General features: G+C 62.2%; 17 protein-coding genes and 1 pseudogene. 8 read left to right on the plus strand and 10 right to left on the minus strand.

Annotated features, from left to right (window positions below; genetic code table 11):
* Positions 1–35: 35 nt before the first annotated feature.
* The 3 genes from MOV61_RS14015 (at position 36) to glcF (ending at position 4215) form a co-directional block, all read left to right on the plus strand.
* Positions 36–1475, plus strand: coding sequence for an FAD-linked oxidase C-terminal domain-containing protein (locus MOV61_RS14015; RefSeq protein WP_247136995.1), 1440 nt, complete (start codon positions 36–38; stop codon positions 1473–1475).
* Entirely contained in the window at positions 1472–2668 is a 1197-nt protein-coding gene (locus MOV61_RS14020) for an FAD-binding protein (RefSeq protein WP_247136996.1), read from the plus strand. The genes MOV61_RS14015 and MOV61_RS14020 overlap by 4 nt, the downstream gene beginning before the upstream one ends.
* Before the next feature lie 242 nt (positions 2669–2910).
* The gene (gene glcF / locus MOV61_RS14025; protein WP_247136997.1) at positions 2911–4215 is read left to right on the plus strand and encodes a glycolate oxidase subunit GlcF; all 1305 of its coding nucleotides are present in this window, start codon (positions 2911–2913) and stop codon (positions 4213–4215) included.
* Positions 4216–4274: 59 nt separating this feature from the next.
* Here the strand turns inward: glcF and MOV61_RS14030 are convergent, their stop codons facing one another.
* The 3 genes from MOV61_RS14030 to MOV61_RS14040 all read right to left on the minus strand — a co-directional run bounded on the left by MOV61_RS14030 (position 4275) and on the right by MOV61_RS14040 (position 6792).
* Entirely contained in the window at positions 4275–4994 is a 720-nt protein-coding gene (locus tag MOV61_RS14030) for an outer membrane protein (RefSeq protein WP_038540142.1), read from the minus strand.
* 181 nt (positions 4995–5175) lie between these two features.
* Complete coding sequence (locus tag MOV61_RS14035) at positions 5176–5868, minus strand: L,D-transpeptidase (protein WP_247036361.1); 693 nt, start codon at positions 5866–5868, stop codon at positions 5176–5178.
* 147 nt (positions 5869–6015) lie between these two features.
* Entirely contained in the window at positions 6016–6792 is a 777-nt protein-coding gene (locus MOV61_RS14040) for a L,D-transpeptidase (RefSeq protein ID WP_247137008.1), read from the minus strand.
* A gap of 240 nt (positions 6793–7032) precedes the next feature.
* On the opposite strand from MOV61_RS14040, the gene MOV61_RS14045 reads away from it, so the two are divergent.
* Positions 7033–7662 carry a DNA-3-methyladenine glycosylase I gene (locus MOV61_RS14045; protein WP_247136998.1) on the plus strand — a complete coding sequence of 210 codons (630 nt, stop codon included), beginning with the start codon at positions 7033–7035 and terminating at the stop codon, positions 7660–7662.
* On the opposite strand, the gene MOV61_RS14050 is transcribed toward MOV61_RS14045, so the two are convergent.
* The 5 genes from MOV61_RS14050 to MOV61_RS14070 form a co-directional block, all read right to left on the minus strand.
* Positions 7649–8353, minus strand: coding sequence for an HAD family hydrolase (locus MOV61_RS14050; RefSeq protein WP_247136999.1), 705 nt, complete (start codon positions 8351–8353; stop codon positions 7649–7651). The genes MOV61_RS14045 and MOV61_RS14050 overlap by 14 nt on opposite strands.
* 87 nt (positions 8354–8440) lie before the next feature.
* Positions 8441–8812 carry a DUF305 domain-containing protein gene (locus tag MOV61_RS14055; protein ID WP_247137000.1) on the minus strand — a complete coding sequence of 124 codons (372 nt, stop codon included), beginning with the start codon at positions 8810–8812 and terminating at the stop codon, positions 8441–8443.
* 57 nt (positions 8813–8869) lie between these two features.
* Positions 8870–9235 carry a hypothetical protein gene (locus MOV61_RS14060; RefSeq protein WP_247137001.1) on the minus strand — a complete coding sequence of 122 codons (366 nt, stop codon included), beginning with the start codon at positions 9233–9235 and terminating at the stop codon, positions 8870–8872.
* A 46-nt stretch (positions 9236–9281) separates the two neighbouring features.
* A complete protein-coding gene (locus tag MOV61_RS14065) occupies positions 9282–10034 on the minus strand; it encodes a hypothetical protein (protein WP_247137002.1) in 753 nt (250 codons plus the stop codon).
* Positions 10035–10111: 77 nt separating this feature from the next.
* Entirely contained in the window at positions 10112–10303 is a 192-nt protein-coding gene (locus MOV61_RS14070) for a DNA-binding protein (RefSeq protein WP_157885072.1), read from the minus strand.
* 144 nt (positions 10304–10447) lie between these two features.
* Here MOV61_RS14070 and MOV61_RS14075 point away from each other — a divergent pair, with 144 nt between their 5' ends.
* The 4 genes from MOV61_RS14075 (at position 10448) to MOV61_RS14090 (ending at position 14558) form a co-directional block, all read left to right on the plus strand.
* On the plus strand, positions 10448–12109 hold the full coding sequence (locus tag MOV61_RS14075; RefSeq protein WP_247137003.1) for a HisS family protein: 1662 nt from the start codon (positions 10448–10450) through the stop codon (positions 12107–12109).
* Positions 12110–12313: 204 nt separating this feature from the next.
* Positions 12314–13435: an ATP phosphoribosyltransferase regulatory subunit gene (locus MOV61_RS14080; RefSeq protein WP_247137004.1), complete on the plus strand. Its 1122-nt coding sequence runs from the start codon at positions 12314–12316 to the stop codon at positions 13433–13435.
* Positions 13432–14130 (plus strand): ATP phosphoribosyltransferase, encoded by a 699-nt coding sequence (hisG, locus tag MOV61_RS14085; RefSeq protein ID WP_247137005.1) that lies wholly within the window; start codon positions 13432–13434, stop codon positions 14128–14130. Before MOV61_RS14080 ends, hisG begins: the two co-directional genes overlap by 4 nt.
* 23 nt (positions 14131–14153) lie before the next feature.
* Complete coding sequence (locus tag MOV61_RS14090; RefSeq protein WP_247137006.1) at positions 14154–14558, plus strand: GFA family protein; 405 nt, start codon at positions 14154–14156, stop codon at positions 14556–14558.
* Between the two features lie 64 nt (positions 14559–14622).
* On the opposite strand, the gene MOV61_RS14095 is transcribed toward MOV61_RS14090, so the two are convergent.
* Both MOV61_RS14095 and MOV61_RS14100 read right to left on the minus strand, forming a co-directional pair.
* The gene (locus MOV61_RS14095) at positions 14623–15072 is read right to left on the minus strand and encodes a DoxX family protein (protein ID WP_247137007.1); all 450 of its coding nucleotides are present in this window, start codon (positions 15070–15072) and stop codon (positions 14623–14625) included.
* A gap of 147 nt (positions 15073–15219) precedes the next feature.
* A pseudogene (locus tag MOV61_RS14100) lies at positions 15220–15740 on the minus strand (sodium:proton antiporter); the annotation flags it as partial.

Raw genomic sequence — 15740 nt, forward strand, 5'->3', positions numbered from 1 at the left:
AAAGTATACCAGTTGAATGTCTTTAGGAGGAGCCGGTGGCCGATACGATCAGTTTTCTGAAGCCTCGCGAGGCGGTGCTGTCGCGCCGGGCGGCGATCATTGCCGACCTGACCGAGCTTTTGCCCCCCGAGTGCCTGGTCCATGAGGCACGCGAACTGGTGCCGTTCGAGACCGACGCCTTCGTCTCCTACCGCCGCCTGCCGCTTGCCGTCGCTCTACCGAAGACCACGGCGCAGGTGGCCGCGGTGATGAAATACTGTCATCGTTATGGCATTCCCGTCGTGCCGCGCGGGGCCGGCACCTCGCTTTCCGGCGGCGCCATCCCGCAGGAGGATGCGGTCGTGCTCGGCTTGTCCAAGATGTCGCGCATCCTGGAAGTCGACTACGCCAACCGCACCGCCACCGTGCAAGCCGGCGTCACCAACCTCAACATTTCCGAAGCTGTCGGCATCGACGGGTTTTTCTATGCGCCCGACCCGAGCTCGCAGCTCGCCTGCACGATTGGCGGCAATATCGGCATGAATTCCGGCGGTGCCCACTGTCTGAAATACGGCGTCACCACCAACAATCTGCTCGGCGTGAAGATGGTGCTGGTTGACGGCACGGTGATCGAACTGGGCGGCAAACATCTGGATGCGGCGGGTTACGACCTGCTCGGCCTCGTCTGCGGCTCGGAAGGCCAGCTCGGCATCGTCACCGAGGCCGTGGTCCGGCTGATCGCCAAGCCGGAAGGCGCCCGCCCGGTCCTGTTCGGCTTCGATACGTCCGAACACGCAGGTGCCTGCGTCGCCGATATCATCGGCTCCGGCATCATTCCAGTTGCCATCGAATTCATGGACAAGCCGGCGATCGAGATCTGCGAGGCGTTCGCCCATGCGGGTTATCCGCTCGACGTGGAAGCGCTGCTGATCGTCGAAGTCGAGGGTTCCGAGGCCGAAATGGACGCCATGCTGAAGGCGATCGTCGAGATCGCCGGGCGCCACGGCGTCAAGACCGTGCGCGAAAGCCAGTCGGCGACCGAGGCGGCGCTGATCTGGAAAGGCCGCAAATCCGCCTTCGGCGCCACGGGCCGCATCGCCGATTATATTTGCATGGATGGCACGGTGCCGCTCGGCAAGCTCTCCTATGTGCTCAACAAGACCTCCGAGATCGTCGATCGTTTCGGGCTCAGGGTCGCCAACGTCTTTCATGCCGGCGACGGCAACATGCATCCGCTGATCCTGTTCAACGCCAACGACCCCGAGGATGCGGCCAGGGCCGAGGAGGCGGGCAACGAAATCCTGAAACTCTGCGTCGATGCCGGCGGCTGCCTGACCGGCGAACATGGTGTCGGCATCGAGAAACGCGACCTGATGCGCCACCAGTATTCGGAGGCTGACCTCAACCAGCAGATGGCGGTGCGCTACGCTTTCGACGAAGGCTGGATCCTCAACCCGTCGAAGGTCTTTCCGCTCGATGGACGGCCCGCCGCATGACGCTGATCCCGAATTCCGAAACGGATGCCGCCTATATCATCCGCAATGCCGCCGGCGACGGGAAGAAGCTTGCGCTGTGCGGCGGCAACACCCGCGCCGGTTTCGGCAACTCCGCCGAGCCTGCCGAAATGATGAACTCGACCGGCCTTTCCGGAATTGTCGACTACGAGCCGGCGGAAATGGTGATGACGGTCAAGACAGGCACACCGGTCGCCGAGATCGAGGCGGTGCTTGCCGCTAACCGGCAGATGATGGCGTTCGAGCCGATGGACCATCGCGGCATCATGGGCACGCTCGGCGAACCGACGATCGGCGGCGTGTTTGCGGCCAATGTCTCCGGCCCGCGCCGTTTCGTCTCCGGTGCTGCCCGCGACAGCCTGCTCGGCATCCGTTTCATCAATGGCCGGGGCGAAGCGATCCGCGCCGGCGGACGGGTGATGAAGAACGTCACCGGCCTCGACCTGGTCAAGCTTCTGGCCGGCTCGCACGGCACGCTCGGTTTTCTGACCGAGGTGACTTTTCGGGTGTTGCCGGTGCCGCAGACGGTGGAAACCATCGTCATCTCCGGGCTCGACGACGCGGCCGCCGCAAAGGCGATGGCGGCAGCGATGGCGCTGCCGGTCGAAGTATCGGGCGCCGCCCACCTGCCGCAGACCGTCCGGTTCCGTTTCCTCGGCGGTGGATTGCCGGAAGGCGAGGCGACTGTCCTGCGGCTTGAAGGCCTTGCGGCGTCGGTTTCCGTGCGCGCCGAAAAGCTCGCTGCCGTCATGGAGGCATTCGGTCCTGTCTCGCGGCTCGGCCCGGAACAGAGCCAAACGCTCTGGCGCCAGATCCGCGATGTCTATCCCTATTCGGATGGAACCCTGAAACCCGTCTGGCGCGTCTCGATCGCCCCGTCTGCGGGCCACCAGCTCGTCGCCGCCCTCCGGCTCGAAACCGGCGTCGATGCCTTCTACGACTGGCAGGGCGGGTTGGTCTGGATGCGCATGGAAGCCGATCCGGAAGCCGAACTGGTGCGCCGCTATATCCGTGCTCTCGGCGGCGGGCATGCGACGCTGCTGCGGGCGTCGGATGCGGCGCGCGCGGGGACGCAGGCTTTTGAGCCACAGCCGGACGCGGTGGCGGCACTTTCTGCCCGCGTCAAACAGAAACTCGACCCGGCGGGCATTTTTTGCCCGGGGAAGATGGGGTGATGAATATGTCTTCGGTCGTGCCCAGGCGCCCCCCTCTGGCCTGCCGGCCATCTCCCCCACAAGGGGGGAGATCGGCTGGGCGCGCCGATACCGCCTCCATCACCGCTGTCGAAATTGGCGAGACATTGCCGCGATTCGATCTCCCCCCTTGTGGGGGAGATGTCCGGCAGGACAGAGGGGGGTGTGCTTCAGGACGCAGTGCCACCGATCGACACGCAGCTTCCGCGAGGGATATCCACTAAATGCAAACCAACTTCACCCTCGCTCAGCTTGCCGACCCGCATGTGGCCGAATCCGAGCAGATCCTTCGCCGTTGCGTCCATTGCGGCTTCTGCACCGCCACCTGTCCCACCTATGTGACGCTCGGCAACGAGCTCGACAGCCCGCGCGGCCGTATCTACCTGATCAAGGACATGCTGGAAAACGGCAGGCCGGCGGATGAGGAAGTGGTCACCCATATCGACCGCTGTCTCTCCTGTCTTGCCTGCGTCACCACCTGTCCGTCCGGCGTCGACTACATGCATCTGGTCGACCATGCCCGCATCCATATCGAGAACACCTACCGGCGCCCGCTGGTCGACCGGTTGATCCGCAACCTGCTTGCCGCGGTGCTGCCCTATCCCGCCCGCTTCCGCACGGCGCTCGGCCTTGCAAGGCTCGGCCGACCCTTCGCCCCGCTCCTGAAGCGGGTTCCGGCGCTAAGGCCGTTGGGAGCAATGCTGGATCTCGCGCCGAAATCCGCCGCCAAGGTTTCCGATTCCGCAAACCCCGGCACTCGTGCGCCTGAGGCAGAAAGGCGCGGCCGCGTAGCGATCCTGTCAGGTTGCGCCCAGCCTGTACTTGATCCGGGTATCAACGACGCCACGCTGCGGCTTCTCGCCCGGTTCGGTGTCGAAGTCGTGGTGCCGGAGGGCGAGGGCTGCTGTGGCGCGCTCGTTCACCACATGGGCCGTGAAGAGCAGGCGCTCGATTTTGCCCGCCGCAATGTCGATGTCTGGACGCGCGAAATCGACAGTGGCGGGCTCGACGCGATCATCATCACCGCGTCCGGCTGCGGCACGACGATCAAGGACTACGGCCACATGCTTCGCCTTGATCCGGCCTATGCGGACAAGGCGGCAAAGGTTTCGAGCCTTGCCAGGGACATTACCGAATATCTGTCGACGCTCGACCTGCCGAGGCTGGAGCCGAAGCGGCTCAATGTCGCCTATCACTCCGCCTGTTCGATGCAGCATGGCCAGAAGATCACCATGGCGCCCAAGGCCCTCCTGAAGGCGGCGGGCTTTACCGTCCGCGACCCGGGGGAGGGGCATCTCTGCTGCGGTTCGGCCGGCACCTACAATATCCTGCAGCCGGAAATCTCGGAGCAGTTGAAGGCCCGCAAGGTCAGGAATATCGAGGCCACCAAGGCGGACGTGATCGCCACCGGCAATATCGGCTGCATCACCCAGATCGCCTCCGGCACCACAATCCCGATCCTGCACACGGTGGAGCTTCTGGACTGGGCCTATGGCGGACCGAAGCCGGAAGAGATCCCGGCCAGATAAAAAGGCCCAACAAAAAAGCCGGCGAAATCGCCGGCTTTTTTCGTCAAAGGCCCGAAGCCTTAGAACTTGTAGGAGACGCCAAGGTTGATGGCGTGCGTCAGGATGTTGGTCTTCAGAGAAGCGCCGCTGTCGATATCCACATCCACGAACGAGTAGTTGCCCTTGTATTCGGCAAACATCGACCACTTTTCGGTCAGCTGGTACTTCACGCCGGCCTGGGCCTGGATCGTCGCGCCGCCGAACTGATATTCGAACGTGCGGCCGGAAGCGCGGGTCACTTCGACGTGCGGCACGTTGATACCGACACCGGCGCCGACATAAGGCGTCCACCGGCTGCCCTCGATCGGGAACTTGTAGAGCGCGTTGACCGTCAGGAGGTTGAGGCCGTCGGTAAATTCGAAGACGCTCCAGCCGCCGGCCTTGGCCATCGTTTCGTCGTCGGCATAAACCTTGGCGTGGGTGTAATCGAGCGAAACGCCCCAGTTCGAGAGGGCACCGCCGTCGAACCAGTAGGTGCCGCGGACACCCCAGTAGGGGGGCATCTGGAAAGGATTGGTATCCCAGCCGGCTGCGAAATCCGGTCCGTCGGACACGTCCACATGGGAATGCGGCGCGAATTCGTAGCCGCCGTAAACGGAGACTTCAAATCCTCCGGTGCTGACGGGGGCGACATAGGCGGGATTGGCCGGGGTCAGGTCGGCCGCTTGAGCCGGAGCAATATAAGCAAGACCAGCGGTGAGAAGCGTGGATGCGAAGGCGAGAGAAAGAATTTTGCGCATGAATCAGCCTGCAGGGAGGGACGTTGGCTCTTTGATGACTCAATGTTTAGCGGCGGATGCATCGCCGGTCTGTGCTTTTTTTGCACCAGTCGCCGACGAAGCTAAGCCAGTTATGGTTAACGAAACCTAAACCCATGAAAAAGAGCGGCTTTCGCCGCTCTCCGGATCTTTGCTTGGTGGTTCAACCGCCGAAAATAGTGGCGAAAATGTCGATCCCGCGATCTTCGAAATCGACTTTCCCCTGCCGGTTGCCGGGGCCGATGACGATCACCTTGGTGCCGATGTCGGCGCGCGAATAAAGATGCTCGACATCCTTGTTCATCATGCGGATGCAGCCGGACGACATGTTGAGGCCGATCGTCCAGGGCTGGTTGGTGCCGTGGATGCGGAAGATCGTGTCGCGGCCGCCCTTGTAGAGATACATGGCGCGGGCGCCGAGCGGGTTGTCGATCCCGCCTTCCTGCACGGCCGGCAGAATACGGCCGGCGCGACGTTCACGAACGCGCATCTCGGCCGGCGGCGTCCAGGAGGGCCATTCCGCCTTGCGGCCGACATTGACGACGCCCGACCAGCCGAACCCTTCGCGCCCGACGCCGATGCCGTAGCGGGTCGCCCGGTTGGGGCCTTCGATATAATAGAGGAACTTGTTGTTAGTATCGATGATGATCGTGCCGGGCTTTTCGGTCGAAGAGAAGCGCACCATGCGGCGCTTGAATTCTTCCGGCACTTCCCGCGGTATTGCGACCAGCGTCACGTCGCTTGCCGGGCGTTCGATAAACGGCGCTGCCGGGCTGATTGCGCTCGCATGCCCGGCGGTAAAGAAGATCACGCCAGCCATCCCCATGGCCATAGCAAGGGTCTTGCCTGTCCTCATTCCCAAATCCTCTCCGATGTGTTGAGCGGCAAAAACTAGCCGACTCGGGCATCAAAGCAAGCAGGGACAGGTCTAATAAAGAACATGTGATGGCAAAAAGGCGGCGGGACTGTGTCTCCGCCGCCTCACCTTCGGCAATTGCCGGCATTACATGACGATGACCTTGGTGCCGATATTCACCCGTTCGTAAAGATCCGTCACATCTTCGTTGCGCATGCGGATGCAGCCGGAAGAGACCGCGCTGCCGATCGTCCAGGGGGCGTTGGTGCCGTGGATGCGGTAGAGCGTCGAGCCGAGATACATGGCGCGGGCGCCGAGCGGGTTTTCCGGTCCGCCGTCCATGCGGGCCGGCAGATAGTGGCCCTTGACGGCTTCGCGCTGGATCATTTCGGACGGCGGCGTCCAGTCCGGCCATTCGGACTTGCGGGTCACCCGGTGCTCGCCGGCCCATTCGAAGCCTGGTTTGCCGACGCCGACGCCGTAACGGCGTGCCTGGCCATTGCCCATTACCAGATAGAGGAAGCGGTTATTGGTATCGATGACGATCGTGCCGGCCTTTTCCTTGCTGTCGTAGGCGACCGTCTGCGGCAGGAACTGCGGTTCGATCTGGCCGCGGATCGGCTGCGGCCGCATCGCGACCTGTTGGGCCGGCGAGCGGTCGAAGATGCCGCGGCGAACCATCGGCTGCTGCTCGCGCTGCTGGTAGGCTTCACGTTGTTGGTAGACCGGGCGCGGCTGAGCAGCCTGGCGCGTATAGACGACCGGGCGGCCGTTCGGGCCTGCAAGCTGCATCACCCATGGGGCGGCGAGATCGGGGCTGACGACCACGGGCGGGCGCTCGCGATAGCGATCCTGGGCAAGCGCGGCGGTACTGGAAAAGGCGGCAGCAAGGCCGAAGGCCAGGAAAAGGTTTTTTTTCATGATCGGATCCACACGTTACAAATCACCGACCGGACGCCCTCAAACTTTTGGATAATTTGGCGTCGGTGTTGACGAACATGGTGACCGCGAGGTGAAAGCGAATGGTAAACGGGTGGAACATTCAAAGCCGGCCGGCCTATAAACCTTTTGGCAGGGTTACCGCCCGGTTTTGAAACATGGTTGACCAATGTTAAAGCCGGCACAAAACCGGTTAACCAAAAGGTTTGCAGCAAGGGAGCGGGAATGGAAAAGGCGGGCATCATCGTCGGCGAAGACGGCAAGGGGCGTTGCGCATGGCATGGCGGTCTCGAAGACTACCGGCACTATCACGACGAGGAATGGGGCCGGCCGGTGACCGACGATATCCGCCTGTTCGAGAAGATCTGCCTCGAAGGGTTCCAGTCCGGCCTGTCCTGGCTGACGATCTTGAGGAAACGTGAGAATTTCCGCGCCGCCTTTGCCGGTTTCGATTTCGAAAAAATCGCCCAGTTCGGCGAGGAAGACATCGCCCGTTGCCTCGCCGATGCCGGCATCATCCGCCATCGCGGCAAGATCGTCTCGACCATCAACAATGCCGCCCGCGCCATCGACCTGAAGCGCGAGTTCGGTTCGCTCGCCAAATTCTTCTGGGGCTTCGAGCCTGGCTCGCATCTGCGTCCGGCGGTGATGGACCTCGCCACGCTCCGGGCCAATCCCACCACGCCGGTTTCCGTGCAACTGTCGAAGGCCCTGAAGAAACGCGGCTGGACCTTCGTCGGCCCGACTACCGTCTACGCCTTCATGCAGGCCATGGGCATGGTCAACGACCATCTCGAAGGCTGTTTCTGCCAGCGCGAGGTCGATGAACTGAGATTGAAATTCAGGCGGCCGTGATTTTCTGGAGGATCGAGGGCAACTCGCCGAGATGTTCGATCTGGTGGAAGCGCGGCGCCGTGGTCGGCGCGTCCACGTGCTCCAGGATCCAGGTCAGCGCATGCGGAACGAATACGCCGTAGCTTCCCGCCGCAATCGCCGGCACGATATCTGATTTCAGCGAGTTGCCGACCATCATCGCCCGTTCCGGCCCGTCCGCCACTTTGGAAAAGATGCGACGATAGGTGGTGGCGTTTTTCTCGCTGACGATCTCGACCGCATCGAAGAAATCGCCGAGGCCGGATTGCGCAAGCTTGCGCTCCTGGTCGAACAGGTCCCCCTTGGTGATCAGCACCAGCAGATATTCGCCGTTCAAGGTCTCCAGCGTCTCTTCCACATGCGGCAGGGTTTCGACCGGATGGCGCAAAAGGTCGCGGCCGATATCGAGGATCTCGCTGATCGTCCTGGTCGGCACCTTGCCGTTGGTGATTTCGATCGCCGTTTCGATCATCGACAGGGTGAATCCTTTGATGCCGAAGCCGTAATGGGAAAGATTGCGCTTTTCCGCTTCGAGCAACCGCTCGGCAATCTGCGCACCTTCGGCGAACTCGCCGAGCAGCCGGGCGAAGTGTTCCCCCGTCAGCCGGTAATATTGTTCGTTCTGCCAGAGCGTATCGTCGGCATCGAAGCCGATGGCGGTAATCGGGCGCATGGATCTGCCTCCACCCGCTGATATGGCGAAAAAGAAAGCGCCGGGCAAGACGAAAGCCTGCCCGGCGCCGATCTGCATGAGGACTTGTTACTTGCCGTGCGCCTTCAACCAGGATTGCATATCGGCGATTTCAGCCTCCTGCGCCTTGATGACGGCTTGCGCCAGCTTGCGGATTTCCGGATCCTTGCCGTGGGCAAGTTCGACCTTGGCCATGTCGATTGCACCCCGGTGATGCGGGATCATGCTGCGCACGAAATCCGCATCCGTATCACCGGAATACTGGATCGCCATGTCCTTGTGCATTTTGGCATTCGCATCTTGGAATGCCTTGGTGGAGGGGCTGCCGCTTGTCGGCGTGCCCATCTTGGAGTGGTCCATTCCCTTCATCTCCTGCGCGGCGAGCGAGCCGGTCATGAGAGTGGAGAGGACAGCGGTCATGAGAATGATTTTCGCAGACATAGGGTTTCCTTTTCCGTGTCCGACAGAATTTTGATGATGAGGTGAACCGACATTCCGTCAGCCTCGGGGAGGCGGCGTCAGCGGCGCCGTTGCCGGAGAGGCGAGCGCCTGCTCGATGGCCGGCGAAGGGTAGGCATGGGCGAACCGGCCATCGCCGCCGATCGCCAGTTCCGGCAGCAGTGTCAGGCAGGCGGTGCAGAAGGGCGTGACGCAGGTCTTGCCGCCATGCGGGCAGGGCGGCTGCGATGACCTGTGGGAATGCCCGGCCTTCGCCGTTTCGGTCGCCTTGCCATGGTCGTGATGCTGCGAATGATCCTGCACGGCCGCTGGGCTCGCCGCCTGCATGTAAGGCATGCCGACCGCCGGCATGGCCCCGTAAAGGAGCCAGGCAAAGAACATCAAAATGGCGGCGGAACGTGACATGGTTCTGAATCTACGGTCGTCTTCGCGGAAATCAACCGCGCGGACATCACAAGGCGATGACATCGTGCACCGCCTGATACACCTTGCTGAGTTCGCCATAAGGCGCGACCGGCCAGGTCCAGGCCCGTTTCGCAGCCGGCGCCGGCACGCCGCAGAACAGGTCGGCCTCTTCCAGCACCTGGCCTGCCCGATCGGCGACGCGATAGGCGGTGTCGGTGATCAGAGCCGTTTTGCAGGGCAGTGCGGCAAGGCCATCGAGATGCGCCCGGACCAGTCGCTGCAAGATTTCCTCACGCGCGGGAGTGTTTTCGGCCTCCAGCCGGCGTTTCGATCCCACCCCGATCTGCGACAGGATATTGGCCGAGACGACGAGATCGAGATACGGCACCTGCCGCAGGAACGACAGCGGCTCCGGAACCTTGGCTGTGACCGCATCGTCGAACCCGGAGAGATCGCGCGAAATCAGCCGGACATTTCGGAACCGCTTCCCCTTCAGCCGCATCCGCACGCTCGCCAGGTGCACGAGGTCGACCAGCACCACCGTATCGAATTTTTCCGAGAGATCATCGATCGGCACATCGCGCAGCAGGCCCGAACCCAGCACGACGCAGGTCCGCCGCTGCTTTATGCCAGCGACCGTCTCGCGAATGAAGGTCTTGCAGTTCTCCTCATGCGCTGCCCAATCCTTGCCGCACCGCCCGGCCCGCGACCAGAGGCTGACGGACGACCGGATGAAGGGACGGAATTGCTTCGGCGTGACCAGGGAGGTCGCGGCGTATTGGAGAGCTTCAGTGAGCATGAATCAGCGATAGACCTTGCTGCGGTGGCCGGCTTTCAATTCTCTAATCCAAGCTCGCGTTCAAGCTGTTCCATCGTTTAGGTACTGGAATTACCATTTCGAATTTCTTCCATCGCACGATCTGCTGCAGCAATGTCATGCAGATCTTCCAGATGACGATGCAGGACTTGCGCGACATAGGCATCGGTATCGAAGCCATGGATATCCGCATAGCGGCTGAGCAAACCATACATTGCCTCCGGGATTTCAATGGCGACGCGTTTGCTCATGACCTTTGCCCCTTCAGGGGTATAATATATAGCATCGCGCCCGCGTCTTCACCAGCCGCCGCCCTTGCCGCTCAGGCCTCTATCCTCTAAGAAACCGCACACAAATCCGGCCTCTCCGGGGCCTTTGGCAATGGAATTCCGATCATGAACGACAAGAGCAAGAAACCGCAGAAACTCAAAGCCCGCCTGCCGCGCGGCTTCGTCGATCGTTCCGCTGCCGATATCCATGCCACCAACGAGATGACCGCGAAGATCCGCGAAGTCTACGAGCGTTACGGTTTCGACCCGGTCGAGACACCGCTGTTTGAATATACCGATGCGCTTGGAAAATTCCTGCCCGACAGCGACCGCCCGAACGAGGGCGTGTTCTCGCTGCAGGACGACGACGACCAGTGGATGAGCCTGCGCTACGACCTGACCGCGCCGCTCGCCCGCCATGTCGCGGAAAATTTCAACGAGATCCAGCTGCCGTTCCGCACCTATCGCGCCGGTTACGTCTTCCGCAACGAAAAGCCGGGCCCGGGCCGTTTCCGCCAGTTCATGCAGTTCGACGCCGATACGGTCGGCGCACCGGGCGTCCAGGCGGATGCCGAAATGTGCATGATGATGGCCGATACGATGGAAGCGCTTGGCATCAAGCGCGGGGATTACGTGATCCGGGTCAATAGCCGAGCCTTATTGGACAACTTCCTCAAAGCGGGCGGAATAAATGACGCCCAAAAGTTAGATGTCCTGAGAAGCTTGGACAAATTTGATAAATTCGGATGGGAAGGCGTATTTCAGCTTCTGACATCGGGGCGCCGCGATGAGAGCGGCGATTTCACGAAGGGTGTGGGTTTATCCTCTGAACAAGCCAGGTCCTTTTTCAGACTTTTCGCGCAGCCCGTTGTGATAAGTCAAGTTAATGAGCCCTTGCAAATAACTATCGGTCAGCAAACAATATCCTGGCCAAAATCCCGAAGTGAATTCTTCGCGGACTTTCAGGAGAACGGAAAGCCCATCTTCAATGACGATGAAGTCATGGCGGGCCATTTCGATTGGCTTTTGCCCACGATGATTTTGATGTCTGACCCGGTTGACGGAGCCATTGTTGATTTTCTTCCGCTGATTGATCTTTTTAACATCAGCAGGTTGGTGCGGTCTGCGGGCTATGGTCCAGACCGTATAAAAATTGACCTTTCCTGCGTTCGCGGCCTCGAATATTACACCGGCCCGGTCTTCGAAGCCGAACTCCTCTTCGACGTCACCAACGAAAAGGGCGAAAAGGTCGTCTTTGGCTCGGTCGGGGGCGGCGGGCGTTATGATGGCCTTGTGTCGCGCTTCATGGGCCAGCCGGTTCCGGCGACGGGTTTTTCGATCGGCGTTTCGCGCCTGATGACGGCGCTGAAGAACCTCGGCAAGCTCGGTCAGGACGAGGTGATCGCCCCGGTTCTGGTGACCGTCATGGATGGCGATGTCGAGAGCATGGGCCGTTACCAGCGCTTCACCCAGGCGCTGCGCAACGAAGGCATCCGCGCCGAGATGTACCAGGGCAACTGGAAGAAGTTCGGCAACCAGCTGAAATATGCCGACCGCCGCGGCTGCCCGATCGCCATCATCCAGGGCGGCGACGAGCGGGCGCAGGGCGTCGTGCAGTTGAAGGACCTGATCGAAGGCAAGCGCCTTTCCGGCGAGATCGAGGACAATGCCAGCTGGCGCGAGGCGCGCGTGGCGCAGGAAACCGTTCCCGAGGCGGATCTGGTCGCCAAGGTGAAGGAGATTCTCGCCGCTCAGGCGGAGGATCGGAAAAGGGCGGGCAATGCGTGAGCTCTACCCCCCTCTGCCCTGCCGGGCATCTCCCCCTCAAGGGGGGAGATCGGCTGGCGGCCCTCTCGTCGCCTTCAATCTGACGTCTCCCTCCCCGCAGCCGCCCATTGGAAACGACGGTCGTGCCGCTTGTAATCTCCCCACCCGAGGGGGAGATGCCCGGCAGGGCAGAGGGGGGCTTCGTGGCACAGTGGGAGCGATCCCATGCCCCTGATCGACATGCCCGACTTCTCCGCCGACCTCCTCGCCGAATTCGCGGCCCGCCGCACCGAGCGGGTCAACACGCCGGTCATCCAGCCGGCCGAGCCCTTCCTCGACATGGCCGGCGAAGATCTGCGCCGCCGCATCTTCCTCACCGAAAGCGAGACCGGCGCCAATCTCTGCCTGCGGCCGGAATTCACCATTCCCGTCTGCCTGCGCCACATCGAAACGGCGACCGGCACGCCAAAACGGTATTCCTATCTCGGCGAAGTGTTTCGCCAGCGCCGCGAGGGTTCCCACGAATTCTACCAGGCCGGCATCGAGGATCTCGGGAATAAGGATATCGCCAGTTCCGACGCCCGCGCCATCGGCGATGCCACCGGCATCCTGAAAGCGCTGTTGCCCGGCCGCAAGCTCGCGCTCACGCTCGGCGACCAGGCGGTGTTCGAGGCGGTGGTCAAGGCGCTCGGCCTGCCGTTCGGCTGGCAGCGGCGACTGATCCACGCGTTCGGCGACATGGCCCATCTCGAAGCGCTGCTGGAGCGGCTCGCCAAGCCCCAGCCGGTCACCGGCCTTGATCCGCAGATCGCCGAACTGATCGCTTCGGACAACGAGGCGGATCTCGTCGCCCGCATCGACCGCACCATGCAGGAAACCGGTTATTCCACCAATGCCAGCCGTTCGCCAACCGAGATCGCGAGAAGGCTCAAGGAGAAGCTGGAACTGGCCGAAACCCGGCTGGACGGCACGGCGCTGCTGCTGCTGCGCGAATTTCTAACGTTGCAATTGCCGCTCGCCGAAGCACCTGCCGCCTTGGCCGGTTTTGCCGATGCCGCCGGCCTGAAGCTCGGGACGGCGGTTTCCCGCTTCGACGCCCGGCTGGCGGCACTCGCCAATGCCGGTGCCGATCTCTCCGCCATGACCTACCGCGCCGCCTTCGGCCGGCCGCTCGACTATTATACCGGCCTCGTTTTCGAAGTGACCGAGGCGGGGTCGTCCGCGGTGCTTGCCGGCGGCGGCCGTTTCGACCGGCTGCTGACCCTGCTCGGCGCCAGGGAGCATATTCCGGCGGTCGGTTTCTCGCTCTGGCTCGACCGGATTGAAGCTGCGAGGGCATCCAGATGAGCACGATCACCATCGCTCTGCCCTCCAAGGGCCGTATCAAGGAAGAGACAGCGGCGATCTTCGAGCGCGCCGGGCTTGCCATTTCCGCTGTCGGCAACGACCGTTCCTATCGCGGCCGTATCGAGGGCATGGAAGGCGTCGAGGTCGCCTATCTCTCGGCCTCCGAGATCGCCCGCGAGCTTGCGAGCGGCGCCGTCGATTTCGGCGTCACCGGCGAAGACCTGGTGCGCGAAGGCATGGCCGGCGCCGACGGGCGGGTGGAATTCTGCGCCCGCCTCGGCTTCGGCCACGCGGATGTGGTCGTCGCGGTGCCGGAAATCTGGCTCGACGTCGAAACCATGGCCGACCTCGGCGACGTGGCGGCGGATTTTCGCGCCCGCCACGGCCGCCGTTTGGCAATCGCCACGAAATACTGGCGGCTCACCCAGCGGTTTTTTTCGAGCCAGCACGGCATCCAGCTTTACCGCATCGTCGAAAGCCTCGGCGCAACGGAAGGCGCGCCGGCCGCCGGCCAGGCGGACATCATCGTCGATATCACCTCGACGGGATCGACGCTCAGGGCCAATCACCTGAAGATTCTGTCGGATGGGGTGATCCTGAAGTCGGAAGCCTGTCTGGTCAGGGCCCGCAAGCCGGCTCACGAACAGGATCCGCGGATCGCCAGGATCGTCGAGGCAGTCCGCGCCGTGCTCTGAGTTTTTGAAGAGGAGGAAGGACGATGCATGTAACCGGTCGATGCCATTGCGGCTATGTCACCTATGAGGCTGAACTTGACCCCAAGCGGATCGCCATCTGCCATTGCACCGATTGCCAGACGCTGAGCGGCTCGCCGTTTCGTGTGACCGCCGTCGTACCGGAAAGCGATCTGAAGCTCACCGGGCACGAGCCAAAGCTCTATCGCAAGGTGGCCGAGAGCGGTCGTGTCCGCCAGCAGTATTTCTGCCCCGAATGCGGCTCGCCGCTTTTCGTCAATGGCGAAGGTGAGGCGGCCAAAATCTGGGGCATCCGCTGGGGCAGTATCGATCAGCGGGCGGAGTTGAAGCCGCAGCGCCAGATCTGGTGCCGCTCGGCCGTTTCCTGGCTGCCCGACATGACGGAACTGCCGACAGTCCAGACCGATTGATCATAAAAAATACCCGCCGGACTTCTCATCCGGCGGGCAGTCTTGGGCAGGGAATTTTGAAAGCTTAGGCAGCGATTGCGACAGAACCACGGCGGGCGTCGACAGAAAATGCGCCGGCGCCAATGGCGGCGAGAGCCAGGAACCCACCGGCAATCGTCAGGTTCTTCATCATCATCAGGCTGTTAAACACCGTCAGCAGGCCGTTGGCGGCCTCCGGGAAACCCGGGACGTTGATGGCGCCCGAATGGAAGACGAATGCGGTGAAAGCCGAAAAGAGCGCAAGCAGGATTGCTGCGATGCGCGTCTGGAAGCCGGTCAGCACGGCAAGGCCGGTGACCAGTTCGAAAAGGCCTGCGACATAAGCGAGCAGCGTGGCGGCGGGAAGGCCGGCACCGGTGATCATGCCGGCGGTGCCGGCGGGATCGACGAGCTTCTGGAAACCGGACATGACGAACATGCCGGCCAGAAGGACGCGGCCGACGAGAAGCAGGGAATTGGTGGCTGTGGTGGACATTTTGTGATCTCCGGATCGGTGTCTCTGGTTGGACACGCGGGTTGAATTCTCTGGGACCGTATGTGCCCCATCCCGCCGATATCCGGAAGATGAACAATGATTGACAGTTCGTTCGATAAAAGGAGACGATATTGACTGGCGGGCGGATCAGCTCTCCTCGATTCGGCGCGCATCTTCCGGCAGGACCGAAAGCTCGCGCCAGTCGATCTCTTCGAGCAGCAGATTGTATTCGTCGACATTGACCTTGTGCACGGAGCGAAGCTTTTCCAGCTCTTCCCGCTGTGCGGCAATCGCCTTCAAGGCCAGCCGCCGGTAGGTCTCGAGAGAGTTGGCGTCCTCGATCCGGGAGGCGGCCAGCTGTTCGATGCGGAATTTCGAGCGCAGCAATTCGGCTTCCGTCTCGGTCGCACCGTCGAGCCTGGAAAGGCCGGCGAGCGCGATCTTGCCGCGGATGACGGCGAGTTCGCCATGCCCCTCGGCGCGTCGGTCGAGGCCGAGCCAGCGGATGATCGGGGTAAGCGTCAATCCCTGGACGACAAGGGTCGCAAGCACCACCGAAAAAGCGGTCAGCACCACGACGTCGCGCTGCGGAAAGTCCACCGGCAGGGCGAAGGCGGTCGCAAGCGTCACCAGACCTCGCATGCCGCACCAGCCGGCCAGCAGTGCCT

The organism is Neorhizobium sp. BETTINA12A (assembly GCF_023006485.1).
Classification (GTDB): domain Bacteria; phylum Pseudomonadota; class Alphaproteobacteria; order Rhizobiales; family Rhizobiaceae; genus Neorhizobium.